The sequence below is a fragment of the Aquincola agrisoli genome, assembly GCF_036621135.1.
GTDB classification, from domain to species: Bacteria; Pseudomonadota; Gammaproteobacteria; order Burkholderiales; family Burkholderiaceae_C; genus Aquincola; species Aquincola agrisoli.
In genome coordinates, this window is record NZ_JAZIBG010000059.1 from 1 (window position 1) to 26,133 (window position 26,133).

The window sequence follows — 26,133 nt, forward strand, 5'->3', positions numbered from 1 at the left end:
ATCAACAAGGACCCGGAGGCGCCGATCTTCTCGGTGGCCGACTACGGGCTGGAGGCGGACCTGTTCACGGCGGTGCCGGAGCTGGTGAAGGCGCTTTAGGCGCCTGCGAGGCCGGGCCCCGCCCGGCCCGCCCCTGCTCAACCTCGGCGGGCCTTCACCGCCTCGCTCAGCACGTCCAGCACCTGCAGCGAATCGTCCCAGCCCAGGCAGGCGTCGGTGATGCTCTGGCCGTACTCGAGCCGGGACGGATCGTCCTTGCCCGCGCTGAACTTCTGCGCGCCGGCCTTGAGGTGGCTCTCGACCATCACGCCGAAGATGCCGCGGCTGCCGTCGCGCAGCTGCTGCGCCACGTCGCGCGACACGTCGAGCTGTTTCTGGTGCTGCTTGCTGCTGTTGGCGTGGCTGCAGTCGACCATCAGCGTCGCGTCGAGCTGGGCGGCCTCCAGCTCCCGGCAGGCCGCGGCGACGTGTTCGGCGCCGTAGTTCGGCGCCTTGCCGCCGCGCAGGATCACGTGGCAGTCGCCGTTGCCGGAGGTCTCGACGATCGCGACCTGGCCGTTTTTGTGCACCGACAGGAAGTGGTGCGGGCGCGAGGCCGACTGGATCGCGTCGAGCGCGATCTTGATGTTGCCGTCGGTGCCGTTCTTGAAGCCGATGGGCGCCGACAGGCCCGAGGCCAGCTCGCGGTGCACCTGGCTCTCGGTGGTGCGCGCGCCGATCGCGCCCCACGCGATCAGGTCGCCGATGTACTGCGGCGAGATCACGTCGAGGAACTCGCTGCCCGCGGGCATGCCCAGGCGGTTGATGTCCAGCAGCAGCTGGCGCGCGATGCGCAGGCCCTCGTCGATGCGGTACGTCTCGTCGAGGTAGGGGTCGTTGATCAGCCCCTTCCAGCCCACCGTGGTGCGCGGCTTCTCGAAGTACACGCGCATCACGATCTCCAGCGTGCCGGCGTACTTCTCGCGCTGCACCTTCAGGCGCTTGGCGTAGTCGATCGCCGCCTCCGGATCGTGGATCGAACACGGGCCCATGATCACCAGCAGCCGGTCGTCCTGCCGGTGCAGGATGCGGCGGATGGCTGCCCGCGTGTCCGACACGAGCCGCTCCATCGGCGTGCCGCGGATCGGGAAGAAGCGAATCAGGTGTTCCGGGGGCGGGAGCGTCACGATGTCCTTGATGCGTTCGTCGTCGGTCTGGCTGGTGCGGTCGATGGGCGATTGCCAGCCTTCGCTGGCGGGGATGTAGGCGTTGGTCATGGCGGGGGCGGGTTGGGTGCGTGGAGAGGGCGGGACGAAAAAAAACCGCCGGGGGTCGCCCGGCGGTTTGTGGATTCGGTTTGCTCGTTTCTTTTTCAGCTACGCGCTTGCCTCTCCAACCGCTGGGCGGTGCGAGAACCAAAAGTAGCCAAAAAAGTAGCCGGCGAATTGCATAGGGAGCCGAATGTAGCCCTGGGCCGCGCGCGGCGTCAAGCGGTTCCGCCGACCGTGAGGCCGTCGATGCGCAGCGTGGGTTGGCCCACGCCGACCGGCACGCTCTGGCCTTCCTTGCCGCAGGTGCCGACGCCGGAGTCGAGCTGCATGTCGTTGCCGATCATGCTGACGCGCGTCAACGCATCGGGGCCGTTGCCGATCAGCGTCGCGCCCTTCACCGGGTACTGGATCTTGCCGTTCTCGACCCAGAAGGCCTCGCTCGCCGAGAACACGAACTTGCCGCTGGTGATGTCGACCTGGCCGCCGCCGAAGTTGGTCGCGTACAGGCCGCGGCGGATGCTGGCGACGATCTCTTCCTTCGACTTGTCGCCGCCGAGCATGTAGGTGTTGGTCATGCGCGGCATCGGCACGTGGGCGTAGCTTTCGCGGCGGCCGTTGCCGGTGGGCTTGACGCCCATCAGGCGCGCGTTCATCGCATCCTGGATGTAGCCGCGCAGGATGCCGTCCTCGATCAGTACGGTGCGCTGCGTCGCGTTGCCTTCGTCGTCGACGTTCAGGCTGCCGCGGCGGTCGGGCAGCGTGCCGTCGTCGAGCACCGTCACGCCCTTGGCGGCCACGCGCTTGCCGATGCGGCCGCTGAAGGCGCTGGAACCCTTGCGGTTGAAGTCGCCCTCCAGCCCGTGGCCAATCGCCTCGTGCAGCAGGATGCCGGGCCAGCCGGGGCCGAGCACCACGGTCATCTCGCCGGCGGGGGCCGGGCGCGACTCGAGGTTCACCAGCGCGGCGTTCACCGCCTGGTCGACGTACTGCTCGATCTGCGCGTCCTGGAAGTAGCCCAGGCCGAAGCGCCCGCCGCCGCCGCCGGAGCCCACTTCGCGGCGTACCACGCCGTTCACCGTCTGCTCGGCGATCACGGTGACCGACAGCCGCACCAGCGGCCGCACGTCGGCCGCGCGGGTGCCGTCGGCGCGCGCGACCATCACGACGTCGAATTCCGCCGCCAGGCCCGCCATCACCTGCACGATGCGCGGGTCCTTGCTGCGCGCGAGCTTTTCGGTCTTCTCGAGCAGCGCGACTTTCTGCGCGCTGTCGAGCGTGCCGATCGGGTCGGTCGGCGCGTACAGCACGCGGCTGCCGGCCACCTTGCCCTTGCCGGGCACCTTGACCGACACGCTCTGGCCGGCGGCGGCGATCGTGCGCACGGTGCGCGCCGCGTCGAGCAGCGAGGCCTCGGAGATGTCGTCGGAATAGGCGAACGCCGTCTTCTCGCCGGCGACCGCGCGCACGCCGACGCCCTGGTCGATCGAGAAGCTGCCGCTCTTCACGATGCCTTCCTCCAGGCTCCAGCCTTCGTGGCGGGTGGTCTGGAAGTAGAGGTCGGCGTCGTCGATGCGGTGCGCGCTGATCGTGCGCAAGGCCTTCGTCAACGTCGCTTCGGCGAGGCCGAAGGGTTCGAGCAGCAGGCCTTGCGCTTGCGCGAGGCGTTCGAGGGTGGGTTCGCGCGAGATCATGCGATCGAGTATAGGAGCCGGTATTCCCCGAGCGCCCAGCAGGGCCGCCGCCGCGCGGCGCGATGCCGCCGTCAGCCGCGCAGCGCCAGCGCCCGCTGGTACAGCGCATTGCGCGGCGCGCCGCTCAACGTGGCCGCGAGCGAGACGGCCTGCTTCAGCGGCAGCTCGGCCAGCAGGGTCTGCAGCGCCCGTTCGGCCTCGGCCGGCAGTGCGTCGGCGTCCGCCGCGGCGGACGGGGCCGGCGCGTGGAGCACCAGCACGAACTCGCCGCGCAGGCGGTTGGCGTCGGCGGCGATCCAGGCGGGCAGCTCGGCGGCGGGCAGCGTGACCACGGTCTCGAACTGCTTCGTCAGTTCACGGCCCAGCGTCACGCGGCGTTCCGGCGCGGCTTCGGCCAGCTCGCGCAGCAGCGCCTCGATGCGGTGCGGCGCCTCGAACAGCACCTGCGTCAGCGGCTGCGCCAGCAGCGCCTGCAGCGCGGCGCGCCGCTCGCCGGCCTTGGTCGGCAGGAAGCCGGCGAACGCGAAGCCGGGGCTGTCGCCGTCGCCCGCCACGCTCAGCGCGGCCAGCGCGCTGCTGGCGCCGGGCAGCGGCACCGTGCGGTGGCCGGCGGCCTGCACCGCCGCGACCAGCCGGGCGCCCGGGTCGGAGACCGCCGGCGTGCCGGCGTCGCTGACGTAGGCGATGCGCTCGCCGCGCGCCAGGCGCTCCACCAGCGTCGCCGAGGCCGCCTGCTCGTTGTGCTGGTGCAACGCGACCAGGGGTTTGTGCAGCCCGAGGTGGTTCAGCAGCCCGGCGGTCACCCGCGTGTCCTCGCAGGCCACCGCGTCGACGAGGCCCAGCACGTGCACCGCGCGCAGCGTGATGTCGGCCAGGTTGCCGATCGGCGTGGCGACGACGTACAGCGTGCCTGCGGGATACTGCTGCGCTCCGGCCGCCTCGGCGGCGGCCTGCACGAGGGTCAGGGCACTGGACATGTTCAAGCGGCGGTTGGGCGGCAATCCCGGCACATCGCCGGCCACCGGTGCGGCCGGCGCGCACGGCGAAGACCGCGCGCTGGCGCACCTGCAGCGCCAGGGGCTGGTGCTGGTGGAGCGCAATTATCGGGTGGCGCGCGGCCCCGGGCGCCGGGCCGGCGAGGTCGACCTGGTGATGCGCGACCGCGACGGCACGCTGGTGTTCGTCGAGGTGCGGCTGCGCCGCGGCACCGCCCACGGCGGCGCGGCCGCCAGCATCACCGGCGTCAAGCAGCGGCGCATCGTCTACGCCGCCCAGCACTACCTCCTGCGCTTCGACGCGCTGCCGCCCTGCCGCTTCGACGTGGTCAGCATCGAGGGCGACGCCCTGCAGTGGCTGGTCGCGGCCTTCGATGCGGGCTGAGCCGTTGCGGAACCGTCTTGGTGCATCGCTGTCATATCATTCACAGTCATGCTTGAACAGCGCATCCAGCAGCAGTTTTTCGAGTGCGCCGACCTGCAGGTGCAGGCCGCCGACGCCCTCGCGCGGCCCCTGACCGACGCCGTTCATGCGGTGCTCGGCTGCATCACCGCGGGCGGCAAGTTGATGGTGTGCGGCAGCGGTGCCGCCACCGCCGACGCCCAGCACCTGGCCGCGCAGTTCGTCGGCCGTTTCGAACGCGAGCGCCCCGGGCTGGCCGCGTTGGCGCTGGGCGCGGACGGCGTGCTGGCGAGCGCGCTGGCCCGCGAGCGTGGTGCCGATGTGCTGGCCAAGCAGGTCCTGGCGCTCGGCGCACCGGGCGACGTGCTGGTGGTGCTCGCACCGGTCGGCCCCGACGACAGCATCGTGGCGGCCGTGCAGGCCGCGCACGGCAAGGACATGACGGTGATCGCGTTCACCGGCCGTGCAGCCCCCGGGCTGTCGGCCGAGCTGACCGAGACCGACGTGCATCTGGCGGTGCCGCACGACCGTGCGGCCCGCATCCGCGAAGTCCACGTGCTGGCGCTGCACTGCCTGTGCGATGCCGTGGACGTGCAGCTCATGGGCGAACAGGAACCCACTTCATGAACGATTTCAAACCCACCCCGCGCCGCTCGGCCGCCCTGCTCGTGTCGCTGCTCGCAGCGAGCGCGGCGCTGAGCGCCTGCGCGCCGCTGCTGATTGGCGGCGCCGCCGTCGGCAGTGCGCTGGTCGTGACCGACCGCCGGACCACCGGCACCCAGGTCGACGACCAGAGCATCGAGCTCAAGGCCGCCAACCGCGTCTCGCAAGCGATCGGCGACCGCGGCCACGTCAACGCCACGAGCTACAACCGCGTCGTGCTGCTGACCGGCGAAGTGCCCGACGAAGCCGCCCGCCTCAAGGTGGAGCAGGCCGTCGCCGGCGTCGAGAACGTCAAGTCGGTGGTCAACGAACTGGCGGTGATGGGCAACAGCTCGCTCACCGCCCGCTCCAACGACGCGCTGCTGACCAGCAAGGTCAAGGCCACGCTGGTCGACGCCAAGGATGTGCAGGCCAACGCGATCAAGGTGGTGAGCGAGCGCGGCACCGTCTACCTGATGGGCCGCGTGACCGAACGCGAGGCGGGCCGTGCCTCCGACCTGACGCGCAGCGTCGGCGGCGTGCAGAAGGTCGTGCGCGTGTTCGAGGTCATCACTGAGGCGGAACTGGCCAACGTCACGCCGTCGCCGGTGGTCGAGAAGAAGCCCTGACGCCCGCCGGGGGCGCGCCGCCGGGGGCGGCCGTCCCTAGACGATGGTCAGGTGCTCGGTGCCGGCCGCCAGGTCGGCCCCGCGCGCGCGCTGGCTGTTGAGCTTGATCTGCAGGCGCAGGTCGTTGACCGAATCGGCGTTGCGCAGCGCGTCCTCGTAGCTCACAGCGTGGGCCTCGTAGAGGTCGAACAGCGCCTGGTCGAAGGTCTGCATGCCCAGTTCGCGCGAGCGCTTCATCAGCTCCTTCAGCTCGCCGACCTCGCCCTTGAAGATCATGTCCGACACCAGCGGGGTGTTGAGCAGGATCTCCACTGCCGCGATGCGGCCCTTGCCCTCCTGCAGCGGCAGCAGGCGCTGCGACACCAGCGCCTTCAGGTTCAGCGACAGGTCCATCAGCAGCTGCTGGCGCCGCTCTTCCGGGAAGAAGTTGATGATGCGGTCCAGCGCCTGGTTGGCGCTGTTGGCGTGCAGCGTCGCCATGCACAGGTGCCCGGTCTCGGCGAAGGCGACGGCGTGTTCCATCGTCTCGCGGTCGCGGATTTCGCCCATCAGGATCACGTCGGGCGCCTGGCGCAGCGTGTTCTTCAGCGCGATGTCCCAGCCGTCGGTGTCCAGGCCCACCTCGCGCTGGGTGACGATGCAGTTCTTGTGCGGATGCACGAACTCCACCGGATCCTCGATGGTGATGATGTGGCCGTGGGAGTGCTGGTTGCGGTGGTCAACCATCGCCGCCAGCGAGGTACTCTTGCCCGAGCCGGTGGCGCCGACCAGGATCACCAGCCCGCGCTTGGTCATCGTCACTTCCTTCAGCACGGGCGGCAGGTTCAGCCCGTCGATGGTCGGCAGCGTCTGGGGGATCGTGCGCAGCACCATGCCCACGTGGCCCTGCTGCAGGAAGGCGTTGCAGCGGAAACGGCCCACACCCTGCGGCGAGATCGCGAAGTTGCACTCCTTGGTGCGCTCGAACTCGGCCGACTGCTTGTCGTTCATCAGCGCGCGTGCCAGGGCCAGCGTGTGCTGGCCCGTCAACGGCTGGGGCGACACCTTGGTGATCTTGCCGTCGACCTTGATCGCCGGCGGGAATTCCGCCGTCAGGAAGAGGTCCGATCCGCCGCGCGCGACCATCAGCCGCAGCAGGTCGCTGACGAATTTGGCGGCCTGTTCTCTTTCCATGGTCTCGTCTCCTCGCAGGGGCGGTGTTCAGGTCGATGACAGCAACGCGCCGAGCCGGGCGCCGAGCTGCCGCACGCGCAGCGACAACCGGCGCGACAGCGCCGCCATCAGCGCCAGCGCGATGCGTGGTTCGTCGCGCATCATGCGCCGGAAGGGCTCGGCCTGCAGCACCGCCAGGCGGCTGGTCGAGAGGGTGGTGACGACGGAGAAGCGCGAGCCCGCATCGAGCAGCGACATCTCGCCGAGCATGTCGCCGGGCCGCGCCTCGGCCAGCCGCGTGCTGCCGCCGGCGGCGTTGCTGCGGGCGACGGCCAGCGTGCCTTCGAGCACCATCACCAGGTAGTCGCCGAACTCGTCCTGGCGGATCAGTGTGCGGCCGGGTGGCACCTCGACGAACTGCGCCCAGCGCGACAGCCGCGCCAGCTCCTCGGCATCGAGCGGCAGCACATGCGGCTCGCGGTGCCAGACCTCGGCGAACAGCGCCGCGCCTTCGGCCGGATCGATCGGACGGGCGCCGACCTCGGGCGCGCGCTCGGGCCAGCCGATGCAGCGCTGCGGCGGCGTGTCGTCGGCCGGGGCCGCGCCGGCCTGCGAGGCCGCGCTCGATGCGGAGGTGTCCATGGCGGGCTCCGTGCTCAGCCGGGAAAGTTTTCCGGCGTCTTGGCCTTGCTGCGTGCCTCGGCCGGCGTGATGACGTTGCGCCGCACCAGGTCGGCCAGGTTCTGGTCGAGCGTCTGCATGCCCAGGCCCTGGCCGGTCTGGATCGCCGAGTACATCTGGGCGATCTTGTTCTCGCGGATCAGGTTCTTGATGGCCGAGGTGGCGATCATGATCTCGTGCGCCGCGACGCGGCCGGAGCCGTCCTTGGTCTTGCACAGCGTCTGCGAGATCACCGCGACCAGCGATTCCGACAGCATCGCGCGCACCATGTCCTTCTCGGCGGCGGGGAACACGTCGACCACGCGGTCGATCGTCTTGGCGGCGCTGCTGGTGTGCAGCGTGCCGAAGACCAGGTGGCCGGTTTCCGCGGCCGTGAGCGCCAGGCGGATGGTTTCCAGGTCGCGCATTTCGCCGACGAGGATGGCGTCCGGGTCTTCGCGCAGCGCCGAGCGCAGCGCGTTGCTGAAGCTCAGCGTGTGCGGGCCGACCTCGCGCTGGTTGACCAGGCACTTCTTCGATTCGTGCACGAACTCGATCGGATCTTCCACCGTCAGCACGTGGCCGTACTCGTTTTCGTTCAGGTGGTTGACCATGCCGGCCAGCGTCGTGCTCTTGCCGGAGCCGGTGGGGCCGGTCACCAGCACCAGGCCGCGCGGGCGCAGTGCCAGGTCGGCGAAGACCTTGGGCGCATTGAGCTGCTCCAGCGTCAGGATCTTGCTCGGGATGGTGCGGAACACCGCGCCCGCGCCGCGGTTCTGGTTGAACGCGTTGACGCGGAAACGCGCCAGGCCCTGGATCTCGAACGAGAAATCGCACTCCAGCGTGTCCTCGTAGGCCTTGCGCTGGGCGTCGTTCATGATGTCGTACACCATGTCGTGCACGGTCTTGTGGTCGAGCGCCTCCACGTTGATGCGGCGCACGTCGCCGTGCACGCGGATCATGGGCGGCAGGCCCGATGACAGGTGCAGGTCCGATGCCTTGTTCTTGACCGAGAAGGCGAGCAGCTGGGTGATGTCCATCAGTGCAGGCCGCCGGGGGCGGCGGCTGGGTTAGGCTCGGGAATCATATGGTGAGCATTTCGACACGGTTGGAACAGGTTCGAACACGCATCGCGGCCGCCTGCACGGCCGCGCAGCGGCCCGCCGGCGACGTGACGCTGCTGGCCGTCAGCAAGACCTTCGGCGCCGATGCGGTGCGCGAAGCCCATGCCGCCGGCCAGCGGGCCTTCGGGGAGAACTACATCCAGGAGGCCCTGGCCAAGATCGAGTCGCTGGCGGATCTTCGCGCGCAACTCCACTGGCACCTTATCGGCCCGATCCAGAGCAACAAGAGCCGGGCGGTCGCGGAAAATTTTGACTGGGTGCACGCCGTCGACCGGCTGAAGATCGCCCAGCGCCTGTCCGACCAGCGGCCCGACCACCTGCCGCCGCTGCAGGTCTGCCTGCAGGTCAACATCAGCGGCGAGGCCAGCAAGAGCGGCCTGGCACCCGCCGAGGTCGCCGGCGTGGCCAAGGCCGTGGCGGCCCTGCCGCGCCTGCGGCTGCGCGGCCTGATGGCGATCCCCGAGCCGGCCGGCGATATCGAGGCCCAGCGCGTCCCCCACCGCGCGCTGCACGCGCTGTTCGAGCGGCTGCGCGCCGACGGGCTGCCGCTCGACACCCTGTCGATGGGCATGAGCGCCGACCTGGAGGCCGCGATCGCCGAGGGCGCGACCCTCGTGCGGGTCGGCACCGCGATCTTCGGCGGCCGCGGCTGAGGCGCCCGCCGCGTCCGGGGCTCCCCCGTCGGGCCTCCCCCATCGGGCGGAGGTGGTCGCTCGCTTGCTCGCCTATCTTGGAATGCAACCGCGACGCCGGGTCGCGGCGGCATCGGGCAGAGGAGTCGCACGATGAACGATCCGATCATGGCGGTGGCCGACCAGGCCCTGGTGCTGCAATGGCTCGTCGGCGCGCTGGTCGTCGTGCTGTACGCACGCGACCGTTTCCGCAACCCGCGCCCAATGCGGGCGAGCACGACCTTCTGGCGCTACTGGTCGGCCTGGTGCGGCTACGTGGCGGCGATGGTGATGCTGTTCATCGTGCTGGGCGGCGGCATCACCGCGATCGACCCGACGATGTTGTGGCGCCTCCTGCAGGTCGACGAGCAGACCACGGCGCTGCCGGGGCCGCTGCTGTCGGCGCTGCTGCTCACCTCGCTGCTGCCGCACTTCCCGCTGCTGGGCAAGCTCGACGAGGCGGTCAAGCAGTGGTTCCAGCGCGTGGGCAACATCCCGTTCGAGGTGCGCGAGCTGAGCGCGCACCTGCGCAGCGCGCGCTACGAGCCCGCCGCCGACACCATCGAGCAGATGCTGCCCGCCTTCAAGGCCCACGGCGTCGAGCCCGCCTGGCTGCAGGAGCCGCCGGACAGCCTGCGCCACCGCTGGGCGCGCAGCGTTGCGCTCTACACGCAGGTGCAGCACTGGGAGGATGCGCGCGGCTACGCGCGCTACGTCGAGGAGAACCGCCCGGCGTTGGCCGACGTGCGCAGCCGGCTGGCCGCGCAGGCCGAGATCCTCAGCGCCGCAACGCTGATCGAGCTCGACCGCGATACCGACTCGATCCTCGTGGCCTACATGCGCAAGAAGATCGTCGCCGACATGGCGGCCCTGCAGCGCGCGCTGTGCGACTTCGCCAGCGGCGGCGTGCTCAACCGCGGGTGGAACCAGGCGCAGCGGCGCATGGCGCTCGCGGAGCTGGGCTTCTCGCCGGTGCCCGAGGCGCGCGGCCCGCTCAACTCGCACGACCTGGTGCTGGTGACGGGCATCGTCTTCCTGGCGATGCTTTTCGTGCCGCTGATGACGCGGCGCATCTTCGATCCGACGCCGCTGCCGATGAGCCTGCGCGTGCTCGTGATGGTGCCCATCATCTATGCCATCGCGATCGTGGTGGCGGTCTACCCGAAGTCGGTGTGGGCCTTCGCGAGCCGCAAGGCCGGCGAGCGCAGGCCCGTCGCGGCCTACGCGTTGTCGGGCGCCATCGCGGCCGCGGCTGCGTTCCTGGTCTCGCTGCTCTTCCGCTTCGCGTTCGAGACGCCGGGCAACGTGCTGCAGGTGCTGGCCACGCCCGGCGCCTTCTCGCGCGCCTGGCACCTCACGGTGGAGCGCTGGCCCTGGCTGCTGATGACCTTCTTCGCGACCATCGCGATCGCCTGGGCGGCGGACGACCACCTGCCCGGCGAGGGCGTGCCGCCCCGCTGGCTGCGCTGGGTCGAGGCGGCGGCGCTGGCGGCGGTGTTCGGCCTGCTGCAGTGGACGGTGCTGCAGCTCTTCGCGGCGGTGATGCCGGCCGACCGGGTGGCCCGGCTGCTGGAAAGCACCGCGCGCATGATCTTCACCTCGGTGCTGATCGGCGGTGCGATCGGCTGGTACGTGCCGCACATGTGCCGCGCGCCGGGCCGCCGGCCGCGCAGCGCCGGCCGGCCCGCGGTGGCGCTCGACGCGGCCTGAGCGGCCGTCAGCGCCGCCCGGGCCAGCGGTGCAGGATCTCGCCCACCACGCCCCGGCGGAACGCCAGCACGCAGACGATGAAGATCAGCCCGGTCACCAGGCTCACCGATTCGCCCAGGCCGTTGAACCAGGCCACGCCGGTCAGGTCGGCCAGCGCCTTGCCGAAGTCGCCGATCTTGTTCTCGAGCGCGATGATGATCAGCGCGCCGACGATCGGCCCGAGCATCGTGCCCATGCCGCCCACCAGCGTCATGAGGATCACGGCGCCCGAGGTGGTCCACACCGCGTCCGTCAGCGTCGCGAAGCCAAGCACCAGGGTCTTGGTGGCGCCGGCGAGGCCGGCGAGGCCGGCTGAGAGCACGAAGGCGACGAGCTTGAAGCGGTCCACGTCGTAGCCGAGCGAGATGGCGCGGGCCTCGTTCTCCCGGATCGAGGTCAGCACCTGGCCGAACGGCGAATGCACCGTGCGGTAGATCAGCCAGAAGCCGAGCGCGAAGATGCCCAGCACCACGTAGTACAGCGTCAGGTCGCTCGACAGGTCCAGCCCCAGCAGGGTGCCGCGTGGTACCGACTGCAGCCCGTCCTCGCCGCCGGTGAAGGGGGCCTGCAGGAAGAAGAAGAACAGCATCTGCGCCAGCGCCAGCGTGATCATCGAGAAGTAGATGCCGCTGCGCCGGATGGCGAGCCAGCCGAAGGCGGCGCCGGCCAGCGCGGCCATCAGCACGCCGAACAGCACCCCCAGCGGCATCGGCAGCCCCCAGACCTTGAGCGCGTGGCCGGCCGCGTAGGCCGCGGCGCCCAGGAAGGCCGCGTGGCCGAAGCTCAGCAGCCCGGTGAAGCCGATCAGCAGGTTGAAGGCGCACGCGAAGAGCGCGTAGCACATCACCTTCATCACGAAGATGGGGTACGCGCCCAGGAAGGGCAGCGCCGCCACCACCGCGAAGAGGGCGGCGTAGCCCAGCAGCGGCGAGCGGCCGGCCGTGGGCGCGGGCACCGCGGTGGCGGCCGCCGGGGCCGTCGGGGATGTGCTCACGTCACTTCTCCTTGCCGAAGAGGCCGGCGGGGCGGATCAGCAGCACCACCGCCATGATGAGGAACACCACGGTGGCCGAGGCCTCCGGGTAGAACACCTTGGTCAGCCCCTCGATCACGCCGAGGCCGAGGCCGGTGAGGATGGAGCCGAGGATCGAGCCCATGCCGCCGATCACCACCACCGCGAACACGACGATGATCAGGTTGCTGCCCATCAGCGCGTTGACCTGCAGGATCGGCGCGGCCAGCACGCCGGCGAAGGCGGCGAGCGCGACGCCGCCGGCGTAGGTCAGCGTGATCATGCGCGGCACGTTGATGCCGAAGGCCTGCACCAGCTTCGGGTTCTCGGTGCCGGCGCGCAGCGTCGCGCCGATCGGCGTCTTCTCGATCAGTGCCCATACCGCCAGGCACACCACCACGGAGGCAATGACCACCCAGCCGCGGTAGTTGGGCATCACCATGAAGCCGAGGTTGGTGGCGCCCTGCAGCGCGTCGGGCACCGGGTAGGGCTGGCCCGACACGCCGTAGAACGAGCGGAAGATCCCCTCGGTGACCAGCGTGATGCCGAAGGTCAGCAGCAGGCCGTACAGGTGGTCGAGCTTGTACAGCCACTGCAGTAGCAGCCGCTCGATCAGGATGCCCAGCACGCCGACGACCAGCGGTGCCAGCAGCAGCATCGCCCAGTAGTTGAGCCCGAGGTACTCGAGCCCCATCCAGGCGACGAAGGCCCCCATCATGTACAGCGCGCCGTGCGCGAAGTTGATGATGTTGAGCATGCCGAAGATCACCGCCAGCCCCAGCGACAGCATCGCGTAGAACGAGCCGTTCACCAGGCCGAGCAGGAGCTGGCCGAGCAGCGCCGGCAGCGGGATGTCAAAGAGGTTCGACATGGGAGATCCTCGCTACCGGCCGCCGCAGGCGCCTCGGGGGCTCAAGCTCATTTCTTGACCAGCGGGCACTTGCTGTCGGCCAGCTTGGTGTAGGCCTCGTCGGCCGGGATGGTCTGCACCACCTTGTAGTAGTCCCAGGGTTCGGTCGAGTCCTTCTGCGACTTCACCTGCATCAGGTACATGTCGTAGCGCATCCGGCCGTCGGGGCCGATGGTGCCGTTCTTGGCGAAGAAGTCGTTGACCTTCGTCGCCTTCATCTGGGCCATGACCTTGTCGGCATCGTCGGTCTTGGTGGCCTCGATGGCCTTCAGGTAGTGCGTGGTGGCCGAGTAGTCGGCGGCCTGCAGCATCGAGGGCATGCGCTTCATCTTCTCGAAGAAGCGCTTCGCCCAGGCGCGCGACTCGGCGTTCTGGTTCCAGTACCAGCCGTCGGTCAGGTACATGCCTTCGGTCGCCTTGAGGCCGAGCGAGTGGATGTCGTTGATGAACATCAGCAGCCCGGCGAGCTTCATCGTCTTCGTGATGCCGAACTCGTTGGCCGCCTTGATCGAGTTGATCGTGTCGCCGCCGGCGTTCGCCAGGCCGAGGATCTGCGCCTTGCTGCTCTGCGCCTGCAGCAAGAAGGAGCTGAAGTCGCTCGCGCCCAGCGGCGCACGCACGCTGCCGACCACGTTGCCGCCCGCCTTCTGCACGACGTTGGTGGTGTCGGACTGCAGCGAGTGGCCGAACGCGTAGTCGGCGGTCAGGAAGAACCAGCTCTTGCCGCCGGCCTTCACCACCGCGTTGCCGGTGCCGTTGGCCAGCGCGACGGTGTCGTAGGCATAGTGCACGGTGTAGGGCGTGCAGTCCTCGTTGGTCAGGCGGGCGGTCGCGGCGCCGATCGAGATGAAGGGCTTCTTCTTCTCGGCGGCGATCTTCGCCATCGCGAGGTTGGTGCTGGAGTTGGTGCCGCCGATCAGCATGTCCACGCCCTGGGTGTCGAACCACTCGCGGGCCTTGCTGGCCGCGACGTCGGCCTTGTTCTGGTGGTCGGCGAACACCACCTCGATCTTTTTGCCGGCGACCGTGCCCTTGTGGTCGGCGATCGCCATCTTGATCGCCTCGACGCCGCCGGCGCCGTCGATGTCGGCGTACACGCTGGACATGTCGGTGATGATCCCGATGCGGACGACGTCGCCCGAGATCTGCGCCTGCGCGGCGGCAGTGAAGCCGCAGGCCATGGCCGCGGCGAGTGCGAGGCGTTTGAAGTGGAAGCTCATGCGGATCTCCTGTGTCGAGGGATGGAAGGGGCGATCGGTGGGGGTGGGCGGTTTCAGACGCTCAGCAGTTCGTCGAGCACGCGCTGCTTTTCCGGGAGCTGGGCCGCGGGGAAGGACTCGACGACCTGCCCGTGCTCGATCACGTGGAAGTGGTCGGCCAGCGGGGCGGCGAAGCGGAAGTTCTGCTCCACCATCACGATGGTGAAGCCCTGGGCCTTCAGCGAGGTGATCATGCGGGCCAGCGCCTGCACGATCACCGGCGCGAGGCCCTCGGAGATTTCGTCGAGCAGCAGGATGTCGGCGCCCGTGCGCAGGATGCGGGCCACCGCGAGCATCTGCTGCTCGCCGCCCGACAGCCGCGTGCCGGGGCTCTGGCGCCGCTCGCCGAGGTTGGGGAACATCTGGTACAGCTCGGCCTCGGTCATCGCCTTGCCGCGGCCGGCGGTGAGCTTGGGCGGCAGCCGCAGGTTCTCCTCGGCGGTCAGCGCGGCGAAGATGCCCCGCTCCTCGGGGCAGTAGCCGATGCCCAGGTGCGCGATGCGGTGCGTGGGCAGGCCGATGGTCTCGGTGCCGTGCACCTTGATCGACCCCTTGCGCAGCCCCGTCAGCCCCATGATGGCCCGCAGCGTGGTCGTGCGGCCGGCGCCGTTGCGGCCCAGCAGCGTGACCACCTGGCCGCTCTGCACGCTGAGGTCGATGCCGTGCAGGATGTGGCTTTCGCCGTACCAGGCGTTCAGGCCTTTGATTTCCAGCGCGGGGGTGGCCATCAATGGGCCCCCACCAGCTCGGTCGCTTCGCTGCCCATGTAGGCCTCCAGCACCGCGGGGTGCTTCGATACCTCGGCGTAGTTGCCTTCGGCCAGCACCGCGCCGCGGGCCAGCACCGTCAGCCGGTCGGCGATGCTGGAGACCACCTTCATGTTGTGCTCCACCATCAGCACGGTGCGCCCCTCGGCCACGCGCTTGATGAGGCGGGTGACGCGGTCGACGTCCTCGTGGCCCATGCCCTGCGTGGGCTCGTCCAGCAGCATCAGCTCGGGCTCCATCGCCATCGTGGTGGCGATCTCCAGCGCGCGTTTGCGGCCGTAGGGGAGGTCACCGGCGCGGGTGTCGGCCATGTCGCGCAGGTCGACCAGCTCCAGGAGCGCCAGCACCTTGGCATCGAGCCGGCGCAGACCGGTGAGCCCTTTCCAGAAGTGGAACGAGGTGCCCGTGAAGCGCTGCAGCCCGATGCGCACGTTCTCCAGCACCGTGAGGTGCGGGAACACCGCCGAGATCTGGAACGAGCGGATCACGCCCCGCCGGGCGATCTGCGCGGGCTTCTCGCCGGTGATGTCGGTGCCGTTGAAGAGGATGGTGCCGCGCGTGGGCGTGAGGAACTTCGTCAGCAGGTTGAAGCAGGTGGTCTTGCCCGCGCCGTTGGGGCCGATCAGCGCGTGGATGTGGCCGCGGCGCACCTGCAGGTTCACCCGGTCGACCGCGGTGAAGCCCTTGAACTCCTTGGTGAGATCGCGCGTCTCGAGGATGTAGTCGGTGCTCATGACAGCCTCTCGGCCAACGGGTACGTTGGATGATCCCCCGAGGGGAGAGACGGGCGCGGCTCCATGTCGGCCTGCGCCGGCATGGACGCCTGGAGCGCTAGCCGCGTCTCGCGGCTGGCTCGACCCGCCTTGGGGGCGGCCCGGCGGTCGGCCCGCAGAGGGGTTGACGCTAGTGGTTCCATTGATCTCGCTAGATGGGCAGCATGGACGTGCTCTTCACCTCTTCGACCACCGCGTAGGTGCGCGTCTCGCGCACGCCGGGCAGCGTCCAGATGCCGGAGCCGATGAACTCGCGGTAGGCCGCCATGTCGGCCACGCGGGTCTTCAGGAGGTAGTCGAACGCCCCGGCCACGAGGTGGCACTCGAGGATCTCGGGCCGGGCCATCACCTCGGCCTTGAACGCCTCGAGCTGGCGGGGCAGGGTGCGGTCGAGCAGCACCTCCACGAAGACCAGCAGCCCCGCGCCCAGCAGCTGCGGGTTCAGCCGAGCTTCGTAGCCGAGGATGAAGCCCTCGCGTGTCAGCCGCTTGACACGCTCCAGCACCGCCGTTGGGGAGAGCTGCACCACTTCGGCCAGCCGCAGGTTGGAAATGCGGCCGTCCGCCTGCAACGCACGCAGGATGTTGATGTCGATCTTGTCGAGCGATCTGCTGGCTGCTTGATCCATCTTGGTGCAGAACCCGTTCGATCCGCATTTGCGGCGGATTTCTGTCGGCGCTGCCTACGCAGCGTGGTGGATTCTGAGATCAAGACAGCAGCCCGCGCCTCCGAATGAACCCTTTGCGGGCAAACGCTAGGGGCGCGAAAAATCCCGTGTGGGTGCCGGGCCGAGCGTCCCGGCGCGGATCAGCTGGCGCGGGGCCGGCGCGCCATGCGCCGCGCCATGGCGCCGCCCCCGAAGAGGGCCGCCGTCATCGCCAGGAAGAGCGGCGCCATGCCCAGCGCCGTCCCGAGCAGACCGAACACCAGCGGCAGCGCCGTCTGGCTGGTGTTGATGAACATCGTGCGCAGGCCCACCGCCTCGCCGGCCCGGCCCTCGGGCGCGGCGTGGTGCAGCAGCGTCAGCACCATGGGGTGGGGCGCCCCCAGGCTGAGGCCCAGCATGAACATCGCCGCCATCAGCGCGCCCACGCCGTGGCTGAACGGGACGGCCGCGTAGCTCAGGCCCGCCACCATCATCGAGGCCGCGATCAGCGGCCAAGGCTGCACGCGGCGCGCGACCATCGGCATGACCAGCCGCGCGACGAAGGAGGCGGCGGCGAACGAACCCATCACGATGCCGATCTGCGAGGCGCTGAGGCCGATCTGCGTGCCGTAGACGGGCATCGCGAAGGTGTAGATGTCCCAGGCCACCGTCAGCACCGCGATCGCGATGAACAGGCGCCGCATGTACGGGTCGCGCAGCAGGTCGAACATCGCCGGGCGCTGCCCGCCGGCGCCGGCGGCCCGTTCGGAACGGGTCTCCGGCAGCGCGGCCAGGGCCAGCACGGCGGCCGGCAGCACCGTGAAGAGCCCCAGCACCGCGAAGCTGAAGCGGTGGCCCAGCTGGTCGATCGAGAGGCCGGTGAGCAGCGGCGCGATGAAGCTCGACGTGGAGAAGCCCAGCGCCATGAAGCTGAAGTTCGCGGTGCGCTGCTCGGGCACGCTGAGGAAGCCCACCGCGTGGTAGGCCGCCACGTTGATCAGCATGAACGACAGGCCGATGATCACGCTGGTGGCGTACAGCGCGGCGAGGTTCGGCAGCGCGAAGGCCAGCAGGCAGCCGATGCCCAGGCCGGCCGAGCCGATCAGCATCGGGCGCTGTGCCCCGATGCGGTCGACCCAGCGCCCCGCCGGCACCGCCAGCAGCGCCGGCAGCAAGGCGTAGGAGGCCATCAGCAGCCCGACGGTGAGCGCCGACGCCCCCTGGTGGATCGCCGTCAGCGAGACCGCAATCCGGCTGCCGTTGAACGCGACGTGGTCGAGGACCAGCAGGATGATGACGAGCGGCAGCGGTTGCATGGACGCGCCACTCTACTGCGCCGGCCCGTCGCAGGCCTGGGGCAGGGCCGCACCGGTTCCCAGGAGAAGGCGACGCACGGGACGCGGTTAATCGAGCTTCAGGCCGATCTTCTGGATCACCGCGCCCCAGCGCTTCATCTCTGCATCGACGACCTTGCGGAAGTCGGCCTGCGTGCCGCCGACGACCGTGAGGCCCTGGGCGTCCATCACCGACTTGATCTGTGCGTCGGCCAGCGCGGTGTTCACGTCGGCGTTGATCTTCTGCACGATGGCCTCGGGCGTGCCGGCTGCCACGAAGAGGCCATTCCACGCCAGCGACTCGACGCCCTTCACGCCGCCGTCGGCCAGCGTGGGCAGGCCCTTCAGGCTCTCGGGCACCTGCGCGGCGCTCACGGCCAGCAGGCGCACCTTGCCGGCCTTGACATGGTTGAGCAGCGCAGGCGCGGTGGTGAAGGTGGCGTCGGTGTCACCCTGCGCCACGGCCAGCGCGGCGGGCGGCGAGCCGTTGTAGGGCACGTGCGTGCCGGTGAGCCCCGTTTCGTTGAGCATCAACTCCATCGTCAGGTGGCTGGAGCTGCCCATGCCCAGCGACGAGTAGTTCATCTTGCCCGCGCGCTCCTTGGTCCAGGCCAGGAACTCCTGCGTCGTCTTGACCGGCAGGTTGGCGTTGACGGCCAGCACGTTGGGCTGCGAGGTCGTCATCACCACCGGGATCAGGTCCTTGCCCGGGTCGTACGGCATCTTGCGGTACATGAAGGGCGCGAAGGCGATGGGGCCGTTGAAGCCGAGGGCGATGGTGTAGCCGTCGGGCGGTGCCTTGGCGGCCACGTCGACGCCCAGCATGCCGCCGGCGCCGGCCTTGTTGTCGACCACCACGGCCTGGCCCCAGCGGTCTTTCAGCTTCTCGGACAGCAGGCGGGCGATGATGTCCAGCGAGCTGCCGGCCGGCGCCGGCACCACGATGTGCACGGCCTTGGACGGCCATTGCTGCGCCAGCGCGGCGGGGGCCGCGATGGCGGCGAGAAGGGAGCCCAGCAGGGCGGCGAGAAGGGTACGGCGTTGCGTCATCACGGCAAAGGGAAGCGGGCCTCGAAGGGCCCGCATCCTAGCTGCCGCGCCGCGATGGCGTCAGGGGGGTATCAGGGATAGAGCCCGCGTTCCTCGCGCGCCGTGAGGATGCGCTCGCAGGCCACCGCGAAGGTGGCAGTGCGCAGCGTGATCTTGTGCTTGTCGGCCGTGTCCCAGATCTTGCACAGCGCGTCGACCATGATCTTGTCGAGCCGCACGTTGATCTCCTCCTCCGTCCAGAAGAAGCTGGAAAAGTCCTGCACCCACTCGAAATAGCTGACGGTCACGCCGCCGGCGTTGCAGATCACGTCGGGCACCACCAGCACGCCGCGGTCGGCGAGGATGTCGTCGGCGGACGGCACGGTCGGGCCGTTGGCGCCCTCGAGCACCAGCTTGGCGGTGATGCGCTGGGCGCGCTCGGCGGTGACGACGCCTTCGAGGGCCGCCGGCACGAGGATGTCGCAGCGCACGTCCCAGAACTCCTCGTCGGCCATGCGCTCGGATCCGGCGAAGCCGGCGACGCCGCCGTTCTCCTTGACCCAGGCGGTCAGCGCGGCGACGTCCAAGCCCTGTTCGTTGACGATCGTGCCGGTGTGGTCCTGCACTGCGACGACCTTCGAGCCCGACTGTGCGAACAGCTCCGCCGCCGCCGAGCCGACGTTGCCGAAGCCCTGCACCGCGACGCGGGCGCCTTCGAGGTTCATGCCCAGGCGGCGCGCCGCCTCGCGGCCGGTGACGAACACCCCGCGGCCGGTCGACTTGACGCGCCCCAGCGAGCCGCCGAGGTGGATCGGCTTGCCGGTGACGACGCCGGTGGCGGTGCCGCCGACGTTCATCGAGTAGGTGTCCATCATCCAGGCCATGATCTGGCCGTTGGTGTTGACGTCGGGCGCGGGGATGTCCTGCTGCGGCCCGATGATGATGCCGATCTCGCTCGTGTAGCGCCGCGTCACGCGCTCGATCTCCTTGCGCGAGTACTGCTTCGGATCGATCCGGATGCCGCCCTTGGCGCCGCCGTAGGGCAGGTTGACCGCCGCGGTCTTCACCGTCATCCACGCCGACAGCGCCATCACTTCTTCCAGGGTCACGTCGGGGTGGTAGCGCACGCCGCCCTTGCCCGGGCCGCGAGACAGGTTGTGCTGCACGCGGAAGCCTTCGAAGTGCGCGACGCTGCCGTTGTCGAGCTCGATCGGGATGTCGACGATCAGCGCGCGCTTCGGGCGCTTGAGCGTCTCGATCCATCGCGCGAGGTGGCCGAGGTACGGCGCGACGCGGTCGACCTGCGACAGGTAGGTGCCCCAGGGGCTGTCGGGGGTGGGGTGGACGTAGGACAGTGCAGCTTGGCTCATGGCATCTCCTGGGCCGCGAGCGGCGGCCGTCTGGTGAAGGAACTGTAGTCAGCCGGGCCCGGCAAGGGGAGGGGACAACTATGCATGTTGCGCATAACCACGGGCTGCGCGTTGCCGGCGGCGCCTAAACTCCCGCCATGGCCGAGACAACCCTTGCAGGACATCCATCATCCATCGCCTTCATCGGCGGAGGCAACATGGCCAGCGCCATCGTCGGCGGGCTGCTGCGCGCCGGGCGCGATCCGGCGTCGATCCTCGTCGTCGATCCCGGCGAGGCGCAGCGCACGGCGCTGCAGGCCGAGCACGGCGTGCGCACCCTGGCCAAGGCCGATGCAACGCTGGCGGGCGCGGCGATGGTGGTCTGGGCCGTCAAGCCGCAGATCTTCCAGCAGGCGGCGGCGCCGTGCGCGGCGCATGTGTCGCGTGCACTGCAGCTGTCGGTGATGGCGGGCATCCGCACCGACGCCATCGCCCGCGCCACCGGCAGCCAGGCCGTGGTGCGCGCGATGCCGAACACGCCGGCGCTGATCGGCCAGGGCATGAGCGGCCTGTTCGCCCGCGACGGGGTCAGCGCCGCGCAGCGGTCGGCGGTCGAGCAGGTGCTGGCGCCCACCGGCCAGCTGCTGTGGGTGGCCGAGGAGCGTGCGCTGGACGCCGTCACCGCCCTGTCGGGCTCGGGGCCGGCCTACGTGTTCTACGTGCTCGAGGCGATGATGGCGGCCGCCGAGGCCATGGGCCTGTCGGCCGAGGAGGGCAAGGCGCTCGCGCTCGGCACCTTCGCCGGCGCCACCGCGCTGGCCCGGCAGAGCCCGGAGCCGCCGTCGGTGCTGCGCGAGCGGGTGACGTCCAAGGGCGGCACGACCTACGCGGCGCTCACCTCGCTGGAAGAAGACGGCGTCAAGGCGGCGTTCGTGAAGGCGCTGCAGGCGGCGCAGCGGCGCGCGGCGGAGCTGGGCGACGAGTTCGGCGCGGCCTGAACGCCGCCGGCGCCGCGCGCTTCAGCGCAGCGCCAGGTCGACCACGGTGCCCGCGAAGACCGCGAAGCCCACCCAATGGTTGAGCCGGAAGGCGGTGAAGCAGCCTTCCCGGGTGCGGTGGCGGATCAGCGTCCAGTGCCAGGCGACCTGCGCCGCCGCCGCGGCGATGCCGCCGAGGAACCACCCGCCCAGGCCGAGCGACCAGCCCACCACCGCCCACGACACGAGGTGGACCCCATAGAACGCCGTCACGCCGGCGACGTCGAAGCGGCCCAGCGTCAACGCCGAGGTGCGGATGCCGATGCGGATGTCGTCGTCGCGGTCGACCATCGCGTACTCGGTGTCGTAGGCCAGCACCCAGAAGAGGTTGCTGGCCAGCAGCCACCAGGCGTGCGGCGGCACCGCGTCGGCCACCGCGCGCCAGTGCCATTGCGCGCCGCCCAGCACCGCGCTGAAGGCCATCGGGATGCCGAAGCTGAACGCCACGCCCAGCACGGCCTGCGGCATCGAGACCAGGCGCTTGGCGTAGGGGTAGGCGATGGCGATCGCCAGCGCGGCGAAGGACAGCAGGATCGTCGGTGCGTTGGTGGTCAGCACCAGGCCGAACGCCAGCAGCGCCAGCACCGCGCCCAGCGCGAGGGCTTCCGGCACCGACACCGCGCCGGTGGTGACCGGGCGCTGCGCCGTGCGCTTGACGTGGCGGTCGAACTCGCGGTCGGCCACGTCGTTCACGCAGCAGCCGGCGCTGCGCATCAGCACGGTGCCGAGCGTGAACACCGCCAGCAGGTGCCAGCCCGGGAAGCCGTCGGCGGCGATCCACAGCGCCGACAGCGTCGGCCACAGCAGCAGGAGCCAGCCGGCGGGGCGGTTCCAGCGGATCAGGTCGAGGTACAGCCGCAGCCGCGGTGTCCCGGGACGGCCGGCTTCAGCCATCGATCTGGCGCTGGAACACCAGGCCCGCGTGCTCGCGCAGCGCATGGAACTTGATCTTCGGCCAGTTGGCCTCGATCGCGCGCAGCTCGGGCGCGTACTCGACGAGCACCGTCGGGGCGTTGACGGCGTCGTGGGCCACGCGGTGGGCGTTGCCGTCGATGAAGCGCTGCAGCTCCTTGGCGCCGCCGTCGGCCTCGTCGCAGGTCACCCAGCGCGCCACCTGGAAGCGGCTGGGCATCACGCGCGCCTTCACGCCGTATTCGTGCTCGAGCCGGTGCGCGACCACTTCGAACTGCAGCTGGCCGACCGCGCCGAGCAGCAGCACCGAGCCCATCACCGGCCGGAAGACCTGGATCGCGCCCTCCTCGCCGAGCTGCTGCAGGCCCGCCTTGAGCTGCTTGGTGCGCAGCGGGTCGGCCACTTCGACGCTGCGGAACATCTCGGGCGCGAAGAAGGGCAGGCCGGTGAACTGGAGCTGCTCGCCTTCGGTCAGCGTGTCGCCGAGCTGCAGCACGCCGTGGTTGGGGATGCCGATGATGTCGCCGGCGAAGGCCTCGTCGAGCAGCTCTCGCCGCTGCGACAGGAAGCTCACCACCGTGTTCGGCCGCAGCTCCTTGCCCGATCGCACCACCTTCAGCCGCATGCCGCGCTCGAAGTGGCCGCTGGCCACGCGCACGAACGCAATGCGGTCGCGGTGCGCCGGGTCCATGTTGGCCTGGATCTTGAAGACGACGCCGGTGAACTTGGGCTCGTCGGGCTTGACCTCGCGCTGCAGCGAACCGCGCGGGCCAGGCGGCGGCGCCAGGTCGACCAGCGCATCCAGCACTTCGCGCACGCCGAAGTTGTTGATCGCCGAGCCGAAGAACATCGGCGTCTGGCGGCCCGAGAGGAACTCGGCCTCGTCGAAGGCCGGCGCGGCCTCCTGCACCAGCTCGATGCCCTCGCGGGCATGCGCGTAGTCGGCGCCGAAGCGCTGCGGGTAGACCGGGTTGTCCAGCCCGTCGATGATCTCGTCGTCGTCGCGGTTGCGGTCTTCGCCCGGCGAGAACACGCGCATGCGCCGCTCGCGCAGGTCCATCACGCCGCCGAAGGTCTTGCCCATGCCCACCGGCCAGGTGAAGGGCACCACGGCCATGTTCAGCTCGCGCTCGATCTCGTCCATCAGCGCCAGCGGCTCCTGCACCTCGCGGTCCATCTTGTTGACGAAGGTGAGGATGGGCGTGTTGCGCGCACGGCAGACCTGCAGCAGCCGCCGCGTCTGCGGCTCCACCCCGTTGGCCGCGTCGATCACCATCAGCGCGGCATCGACCGCCGTCAGCACGCGGTAGGTGTCTTCGGAGAAGTCCTGGTGGCCCGGGGTGTCGAGCAGGTTGATGACGCAGTCGCGGTATTCCATCTGCATCACCGACGACGCGACCGAGATGCCCCGCTGCTTTTCGATCTCCATCCAGTCCGAGGTGGCGTGCCGGCTGGCCTTGCGCGCCTTCACCGAGCCGGCGATCTGGATGGCGCCGGAGAACAGCAGCAGTTTTTCCGTCAGCGTGGTCTTGCCCGCGTCGGGGTGGCTGATGATGGCGAAGGTGCGGCGGCGGCGCACCTGGGGGGTGAGGTCGGACATGGCACCGCGGTGCGCGCCGTCACCGGATGCACCGCCTTGGAGGATGGGGAGAAGCCCGCGATTATCGGGGCTCGGGCCGGCGGGCGGCCCCGGTCGCGTCAGCGCGCCGCGCCGCGCGCGGCGGCCAGCGGATTCGGCGTCGGCTCCGCCACCTTGGCCAGCCGGTTGCGGTCGGTGTGGTGGAACGGCTCGGCCAAGCCCTGGATCTGCAGCACGGTGTCTTCCTCGTAGCCCCAGGTGCCGTCGTCGTTGAACGCCACCTGGATGCGGAACGCGGTCGTCTTGAACGCGTGGTCGAGGAAGGGCGCCGAGCAGATGCCCCAGGTGTCGAGGCCCTGCGTGGCCACCAGTTCGAAGGTGTCCGCATCCGGGGCCGCCGTGCCGGCGGCCATCGCCGTCTGGCCGCGCGGGATCGTCAACGTGTGGATGACGGTGCCGGTGGCCGGCTCCCACAGCCAGTAGCCGACCTGCTCGTGGTAGGTCTTCACTTGGTCGGGCTTGGTGATGTGCGTGTGGTAGCGCAGGCCGTACAGCAGCTGCGGGCCGTTGGTCACCGGGTCGATCGGCTGCAGCTCGATGCGCTCGACGTAGGCCTGCTTGCGCGGGCCGTCGGCCTTGGGCTTGACGTCGAGGCCGCGCGTGCCCTGCCACACGCCGGCCATGCGCCGCAACGGGCCCAGGCAGGCCAGCGTGTCGACGTCGACGTCGGACGGCTCGGTGTAGATGTCGGCCGGGAAGCCGCCGCCGGCGGGCGGCTGGGCGGCCGTGCTCATTCCTCGAGCAGCGAGCGCAGCATCCACGCCGCCTGCTCGTGCACCGTCAGCCGCTGGGTCAGCAGGTCGGCGGTGGGCTCGTCGCTGGCACCGTCGGCCAGCGGGAAGATGCTGCGCGCGGTGCGGGCGACGGCTTCGTGGCCTTCGACCAGGATGCGCACCATCTCCATCGCCGCAGGGGGGGTGGACGGCGCGTCCTTCAGCGACGTGAGCGAGCCGTACTGCGCGTACGAGCCCGGCGCGGGATGGCCCAGCGAGCGGATGCGCTCGGCGATCGGGTCGACCGCGTTCCACAGCTCGGTGTACTGGGCCATGAACATCGCGTGCAGCGAGTTGAACATCGGCCCAGTCACGTTCCAGTGGAAGTTGTGCGTGGTGAGGTAGAGCGTGTAGGTGTCCGCCAGCAGCCGCGACAGGCCGCCGGCGATCGCGCTGCGGTCCTCGGCACTGATGCCGATGTGGATGGACGGGGCGCCCGCGGCGCCGGCGGGCTTCTGCTTGCTCTTGCTCTTGGCCATGACGGGCTCCTCTTGGTCAGTGCATCAGGGGAATCGGACCACTTTAGCGCAGCCCTTGCACAGGCCGGCTGCGCCAGCGCAAGGTTCTGCGGATCCGGCTCACGACAGGCGCAGCTTGCGCGCCGCGGCCGCGCCATAGGCCGGATCGGCCTTCGTGAAGTGGCCGAGCTGGCGCTGCTGGAGAGCCGCCGGTAGGGCCCTGACGATAGCCATCTGCATGAGCTTTCGCAATTGATATCGCTAAACAAATCGATTGAAACTATCGATCAGACGCGGGCGCGGCGGTGCGCCCGGCTGCGGGCTTCAGGCCGTCAGCCGCTCGACGCCGTCCAGCGTGCAGGCATACACCGCGTTGCGCAGTGCGGCGATGGCCTCGTAGCGCGTGAAGGTGCGCCGCCACGCCAGCACGACGCGGCGCGTGGGCACCGGCGCGGCGAAGGGGATGTAGCGCACCAGCGGCTGCTCTTCCTTCGGCACGGAGAGCTGCGGCACCACCGTCACGCCCATGCCGGAAGCGACCATGTGCTTGATCGTTTCGAGCGAGCTGCCCTCGAAGCTCTTGCGGATGCCTTCGGCGTCGCTCGAGAAGCGGGCGTACTCAGGGCAGACCTCCAGCACGTGGTCGCGGAAGCAGTGGCCGGTGCCCAGCAGCAGCATGGTCTCGCGCTTGAGCTCCTCGGCGGCCACCTGCTTGCGCTTGGCCAGCGCATGGTGCTTGGGCACGGCGATCACGAAGGGCTCGTCGTACAGCGGCGCGACGGCCAGGCCGGTGTCGGGGAAGGGCTCGGCCATGATGGCGCAGTCGAGCTCGCCGGTGCGCAGCATGTCGACCAGCTTGGCGGTGAAGTTCTCCTGCAGGATGAGCGGCATCTGCGGCGTCATCTCGATCGCGTGCCGCACCAGTTCGGGCAGCAGGTAGGGCCCGATCGTGTAGATGATGCCGAGCTTGAGCGGGCCGTCCAGCGGGTCCTTGCCGCGCTTGGCGATGTCCTTGATGGCCGCGGCCTGCTCGATCACCGACTGCGCCTGGCGCACGATGGCCTCGCCCAGCGGCGTGACGCTCACCTCGTTGGCGCCGCGCTCGAAGAGCTTGACGTCCAGCTCTTCCTCGAGCTTCTTGATCGCCACGGACAGCGTCGGCTGCGAGACGAAGCAGGCCTCGGCTGCGCGGCCGAAATGCTTCTCGCGGGCGACAGCGACGATGTAGCGCAGTTCGGTCAGGGTCATGGCGGGATTGTCGGCAAAGCC

26 protein-coding genes and 1 pseudogene are annotated in these 26,133 nt (G+C 69.9%); 7 read left to right on the forward strand and 20 right to left on the reverse strand.

The genetic code is table 11. The features are described 5' to 3' along the window. Positions 1–99: pseudogene (locus tag V4F39_RS26945) on the forward strand (electron transfer flavoprotein subunit alpha/FixB family protein); the annotation flags it as partial. A 38-nt stretch (positions 100–137) separates the two neighbouring features. On the opposite strand, the gene V4F39_RS26950 reads toward V4F39_RS26945, so the two are convergent. From V4F39_RS26950 to rsmI, 3 genes are all read right to left on the reverse strand, one after another. Next, positions 138–1,256 carry a 3-deoxy-7-phosphoheptulonate synthase gene (locus V4F39_RS26950; RefSeq protein WP_332293335.1) on the reverse strand — a complete coding sequence of 373 codons (1,119 nt, stop codon included), beginning with the start codon at positions 1,254–1,256 and terminating at the stop codon, positions 138–140. 209 nt (positions 1,257–1,465) lie between these two features. After that, entirely contained in the window at positions 1,466–2,941 is a 1,476-nt protein-coding gene (gene tldD / locus V4F39_RS26955) for a metalloprotease TldD (protein ID WP_332293336.1), read from the reverse strand. 71 nt (positions 2,942–3,012) lie between these two features. Continuing rightward, positions 3,013–3,918, reverse strand: a complete 906-nt coding sequence (gene rsmI / locus V4F39_RS26960) for a 16S rRNA (cytidine(1402)-2'-O)-methyltransferase (RefSeq protein ID WP_332293337.1) — start codon at positions 3,916–3,918, stop codon at positions 3,013–3,015. Here rsmI and V4F39_RS26965 point away from each other — a divergent pair. Genes V4F39_RS26965 through V4F39_RS26975 form a run of 3 tightly spaced genes read left to right on the forward strand, consistent with a single transcriptional unit; the run spans position 3,917 to position 5,610 of the window. Beyond that, positions 3,917–4,321, forward strand: a complete 405-nt coding sequence (locus tag V4F39_RS26965) for a YraN family protein (RefSeq protein ID WP_332293338.1) — start codon at positions 3,917–3,919, stop codon at positions 4,319–4,321. The genes rsmI and V4F39_RS26965 overlap by 2 nt on opposite strands. 48 nt (positions 4,322–4,369) lie before the next feature. Further along, entirely contained in the window at positions 4,370–4,966 is a 597-nt protein-coding gene (locus tag V4F39_RS26970; RefSeq protein WP_332293339.1) for an SIS domain-containing protein, read from the forward strand. Continuing rightward, positions 4,963–5,610 carry a BON domain-containing protein gene (locus V4F39_RS26975; RefSeq protein WP_332293340.1) on the forward strand — a complete coding sequence of 216 codons (648 nt, stop codon included), beginning with the start codon at positions 4,963–4,965 and terminating at the stop codon, positions 5,608–5,610. The genes V4F39_RS26970 and V4F39_RS26975 overlap by 4 nt, the downstream gene beginning before the upstream one ends. Before the next feature lie 36 nt (positions 5,611–5,646). On the opposite strand, the gene V4F39_RS26980 is transcribed toward V4F39_RS26975, so the two are convergent. The 3 genes from V4F39_RS26980 to V4F39_RS26990 are packed head-to-tail and all read right to left on the reverse strand — an operon-like array spanning position 5,647 to position 8,462. After that, entirely contained in the window at positions 5,647–6,783 is a 1,137-nt protein-coding gene (locus tag V4F39_RS26980; protein WP_332293341.1) for a PilT/PilU family type 4a pilus ATPase, read from the reverse strand. Between the two features lie 27 nt (positions 6,784–6,810). Beyond that, positions 6,811–7,404, reverse strand: coding sequence for a Crp/Fnr family transcriptional regulator (locus V4F39_RS26985; protein ID WP_332293342.1), 594 nt, complete (start codon positions 7,402–7,404; stop codon positions 6,811–6,813). A gap of 14 nt (positions 7,405–7,418) precedes the next feature. Then, the gene (locus V4F39_RS26990; RefSeq protein WP_332293343.1) at positions 7,419–8,462 is read right to left on the reverse strand and encodes a type IV pilus twitching motility protein PilT; all 1,044 of its coding nucleotides are present in this window, start codon (positions 8,460–8,462) and stop codon (positions 7,419–7,421) included. Positions 8,463–8,512: 50 nt separating this feature from the next. On the opposite strand from V4F39_RS26990, the gene V4F39_RS26995 reads away from it, so the two are divergent. Beyond that, a complete protein-coding gene (locus tag V4F39_RS26995; protein WP_378235197.1) occupies positions 8,513–9,199 on the forward strand; it encodes a YggS family pyridoxal phosphate-dependent enzyme in 687 nt (228 codons plus the stop codon). 132 nt (positions 9,200–9,331) lie between these two features. Further along, entirely contained in the window at positions 9,332–10,927 is a 1,596-nt protein-coding gene (locus V4F39_RS27000) for a hypothetical protein (protein ID WP_332293345.1), read from the forward strand. Positions 10,928–10,934: 7 nt separating this feature from the next. On the opposite strand, the gene V4F39_RS27005 is transcribed toward V4F39_RS27000, so the two are convergent. From V4F39_RS27005 to V4F39_RS27045, 9 genes are all read right to left on the reverse strand, one after another. Further along, positions 10,935–11,921: a branched-chain amino acid ABC transporter permease gene (locus V4F39_RS27005; RefSeq protein WP_378235198.1), complete on the reverse strand. Its 987-nt coding sequence runs from the start codon at positions 11,919–11,921 to the stop codon at positions 10,935–10,937. Between the two features lie 40 nt (positions 11,922–11,961). Then, the gene (locus V4F39_RS27010; RefSeq protein ID WP_332293346.1) at positions 11,962–12,849 is read right to left on the reverse strand and encodes a branched-chain amino acid ABC transporter permease; all 888 of its coding nucleotides are present in this window, start codon (positions 12,847–12,849) and stop codon (positions 11,962–11,964) included. Positions 12,850–12,896: 47 nt separating this feature from the next. Beyond that, positions 12,897–14,108 (reverse strand): ABC transporter substrate-binding protein, encoded by a 1,212-nt coding sequence (locus tag V4F39_RS27015; protein WP_332293347.1) that lies wholly within the window; start codon positions 14,106–14,108, stop codon positions 12,897–12,899. Between the two features lie 53 nt (positions 14,109–14,161). Further along, positions 14,162–14,875 carry an ABC transporter ATP-binding protein gene (locus V4F39_RS27020; RefSeq protein WP_332293348.1) on the reverse strand — a complete coding sequence of 238 codons (714 nt, stop codon included), beginning with the start codon at positions 14,873–14,875 and terminating at the stop codon, positions 14,162–14,164. Next, entirely contained in the window at positions 14,875–15,648 is a 774-nt protein-coding gene (locus tag V4F39_RS27025; RefSeq protein ID WP_332293349.1) for an ABC transporter ATP-binding protein, read from the reverse strand. The genes V4F39_RS27020 and V4F39_RS27025 overlap by 1 nt, the downstream gene beginning before the upstream one ends. A 190-nt stretch (positions 15,649–15,838) precedes the next feature. Further along, entirely contained in the window at positions 15,839–16,315 is a 477-nt protein-coding gene (locus V4F39_RS27030) for an Lrp/AsnC ligand binding domain-containing protein (RefSeq protein WP_332293350.1), read from the reverse strand. 179 nt (positions 16,316–16,494) lie between these two features. Next, positions 16,495–17,649 carry an MFS transporter gene (locus V4F39_RS27035; RefSeq protein WP_332293351.1) on the reverse strand — a complete coding sequence of 385 codons (1,155 nt, stop codon included), beginning with the start codon at positions 17,647–17,649 and terminating at the stop codon, positions 16,495–16,497. An 87-nt stretch (positions 17,650–17,736) separates the two neighbouring features. Continuing rightward, positions 17,737–18,717 (reverse strand): Bug family tripartite tricarboxylate transporter substrate binding protein, encoded by a 981-nt coding sequence (locus tag V4F39_RS27040; RefSeq protein WP_332293352.1) that lies wholly within the window; start codon positions 18,715–18,717, stop codon positions 17,737–17,739. Positions 18,718–18,788: 71 nt separating this feature from the next. Beyond that, on the reverse strand, positions 18,789–20,066 hold the full coding sequence (locus tag V4F39_RS27045) for a Glu/Leu/Phe/Val family dehydrogenase (RefSeq protein ID WP_332293353.1): 1,278 nt from the start codon (positions 20,064–20,066) through the stop codon (positions 18,789–18,791). 137 nt (positions 20,067–20,203) lie between these two features. Here V4F39_RS27045 and proC point away from each other — a divergent pair, with 137 nt between their 5' ends. Beyond that, positions 20,204–21,043 (forward strand): pyrroline-5-carboxylate reductase, encoded by an 840-nt coding sequence (gene proC / locus V4F39_RS27050; protein ID WP_332293354.1) that lies wholly within the window; start codon positions 20,204–20,206, stop codon positions 21,041–21,043. 21 nt (positions 21,044–21,064) lie between these two features. Here the strand turns inward: proC and ubiA are convergent, their stop codons facing one another. The 5 genes from ubiA to V4F39_RS27075 form a co-directional block, all read right to left on the reverse strand. Further along, complete coding sequence (gene ubiA, locus V4F39_RS27055) at positions 21,065–21,976, reverse strand: 4-hydroxybenzoate octaprenyltransferase (protein ID WP_332293355.1); 912 nt, start codon at positions 21,974–21,976, stop codon at positions 21,065–21,067. Next, positions 21,969–23,594, reverse strand: a complete 1,626-nt coding sequence (locus tag V4F39_RS27060) for a peptide chain release factor 3 (RefSeq protein ID WP_332293356.1) — start codon at positions 23,592–23,594, stop codon at positions 21,969–21,971. The genes ubiA and V4F39_RS27060 overlap by 8 nt, the downstream gene beginning before the upstream one ends. Before the next feature lie 98 nt (positions 23,595–23,692). Then, entirely contained in the window at positions 23,693–24,367 is a 675-nt protein-coding gene (locus V4F39_RS27065; RefSeq protein WP_332293357.1) for an FABP family protein, read from the reverse strand. Continuing rightward, positions 24,364–24,885 (reverse strand): Dps family protein, encoded by a 522-nt coding sequence (locus V4F39_RS27070; RefSeq protein ID WP_332293358.1) that lies wholly within the window; start codon positions 24,883–24,885, stop codon positions 24,364–24,366. The genes V4F39_RS27065 and V4F39_RS27070 overlap by 4 nt, the downstream gene beginning before the upstream one ends. Positions 24,886–25,188: 303 nt before the next feature. Next, positions 25,189–26,112: a LysR substrate-binding domain-containing protein gene (locus V4F39_RS27075; protein ID WP_332293359.1), complete on the reverse strand. Its 924-nt coding sequence runs from the start codon at positions 26,110–26,112 to the stop codon at positions 25,189–25,191. Between the last annotated feature and the right edge of the window lie 21 nt (positions 26,113–26,133).

Excerpts from the sequence above, each read along its gene's own strand:
- V4F39_RS26950 (WP_332293335.1), bottom strand. The coding sequence starts at position 1,256 with ATGACCAACGCCTACATCCCCGCCAGCGAAGGCTGGCAATCGCCCATC.
- tldD (WP_332293336.1), bottom strand. The coding sequence starts at position 2,941 with ATGATCTCGCGCGAACCCACCCTCGAACGCCTCGCGCAAGCGCAAGGC.
- V4F39_RS26965 (WP_332293338.1), top strand. The coding sequence starts at position 3,917 with ATGTTCAAGCGGCGGTTGGGCGGCAATCCCGGCACATCGCCGGCCACC.
- rsmI (WP_332293337.1), bottom strand. The coding sequence starts at position 3,918 with ATGTCCAGTGCCCTGACCCTCGTGCAGGCCGCCGCCGAGGCGGCCGGA.
- V4F39_RS26970 (WP_332293339.1), top strand. The coding sequence starts at position 4,370 with ATGCTTGAACAGCGCATCCAGCAGCAGTTTTTCGAGTGCGCCGACCTG.
- V4F39_RS26975 (WP_332293340.1), top strand. The coding sequence starts at position 4,963 with ATGAACGATTTCAAACCCACCCCGCGCCGCTCGGCCGCCCTGCTCGTG.
- V4F39_RS26980 (WP_332293341.1), bottom strand. The coding sequence starts at position 6,783 with ATGGAAAGAGAACAGGCCGCCAAATTCGTCAGCGACCTGCTGCGGCTG.
- V4F39_RS26985 (WP_332293342.1), bottom strand. The coding sequence starts at position 7,404 with ATGGACACCTCCGCATCGAGCGCGGCCTCGCAGGCCGGCGCGGCCCCG.
- V4F39_RS26990 (WP_332293343.1), bottom strand. The coding sequence starts at position 8,462 with ATGGACATCACCCAGCTGCTCGCCTTCTCGGTCAAGAACAAGGCATCG.
- V4F39_RS27000 (WP_332293345.1), top strand. The coding sequence starts at position 9,332 with ATGAACGATCCGATCATGGCGGTGGCCGACCAGGCCCTGGTGCTGCAA.
- V4F39_RS27010 (WP_332293346.1), bottom strand. The coding sequence starts at position 12,849 with ATGTCGAACCTCTTTGACATCCCGCTGCCGGCGCTGCTCGGCCAGCTC.
- V4F39_RS27015 (WP_332293347.1), bottom strand. The coding sequence starts at position 14,108 with ATGAGCTTCCACTTCAAACGCCTCGCACTCGCCGCGGCCATGGCCTGC.
- V4F39_RS27020 (WP_332293348.1), bottom strand. The coding sequence starts at position 14,875 with ATGGCCACCCCCGCGCTGGAAATCAAAGGCCTGAACGCCTGGTACGGC.
- V4F39_RS27025 (WP_332293349.1), bottom strand. The coding sequence starts at position 15,648 with ATGAGCACCGACTACATCCTCGAGACGCGCGATCTCACCAAGGAGTTC.
- V4F39_RS27030 (WP_332293350.1), bottom strand. The coding sequence starts at position 16,315 with ATGGATCAAGCAGCCAGCAGATCGCTCGACAAGATCGACATCAACATC.
- V4F39_RS27035 (WP_332293351.1), bottom strand. The coding sequence starts at position 17,649 with ATGCAACCGCTGCCGCTCGTCATCATCCTGCTGGTCCTCGACCACGTC.
- V4F39_RS27040 (WP_332293352.1), bottom strand. The coding sequence starts at position 18,717 with ATGACGCAACGCCGTACCCTTCTCGCCGCCCTGCTGGGCTCCCTTCTC.
- V4F39_RS27045 (WP_332293353.1), bottom strand. The coding sequence starts at position 20,066 with ATGAGCCAAGCTGCACTGTCCTACGTCCACCCCACCCCCGACAGCCCC.
- proC (WP_332293354.1), top strand. The coding sequence starts at position 20,204 with ATGGCCGAGACAACCCTTGCAGGACATCCATCATCCATCGCCTTCATC.
- ubiA (WP_332293355.1), bottom strand. The coding sequence starts at position 21,976 with ATGGCTGAAGCCGGCCGTCCCGGGACACCGCGGCTGCGGCTGTACCTC.
- V4F39_RS27060 (WP_332293356.1), bottom strand. The coding sequence starts at position 23,594 with ATGTCCGACCTCACCCCCCAGGTGCGCCGCCGCCGCACCTTCGCCATC.
- V4F39_RS27065 (WP_332293357.1), bottom strand. The coding sequence starts at position 24,367 with ATGAGCACGGCCGCCCAGCCGCCCGCCGGCGGCGGCTTCCCGGCCGAC.
- V4F39_RS27070 (WP_332293358.1), bottom strand. The coding sequence starts at position 24,885 with ATGGCCAAGAGCAAGAGCAAGCAGAAGCCCGCCGGCGCCGCGGGCGCC.
- V4F39_RS27075 (WP_332293359.1), bottom strand. The coding sequence starts at position 26,112 with ATGACCCTGACCGAACTGCGCTACATCGTCGCTGTCGCCCGCGAGAAG.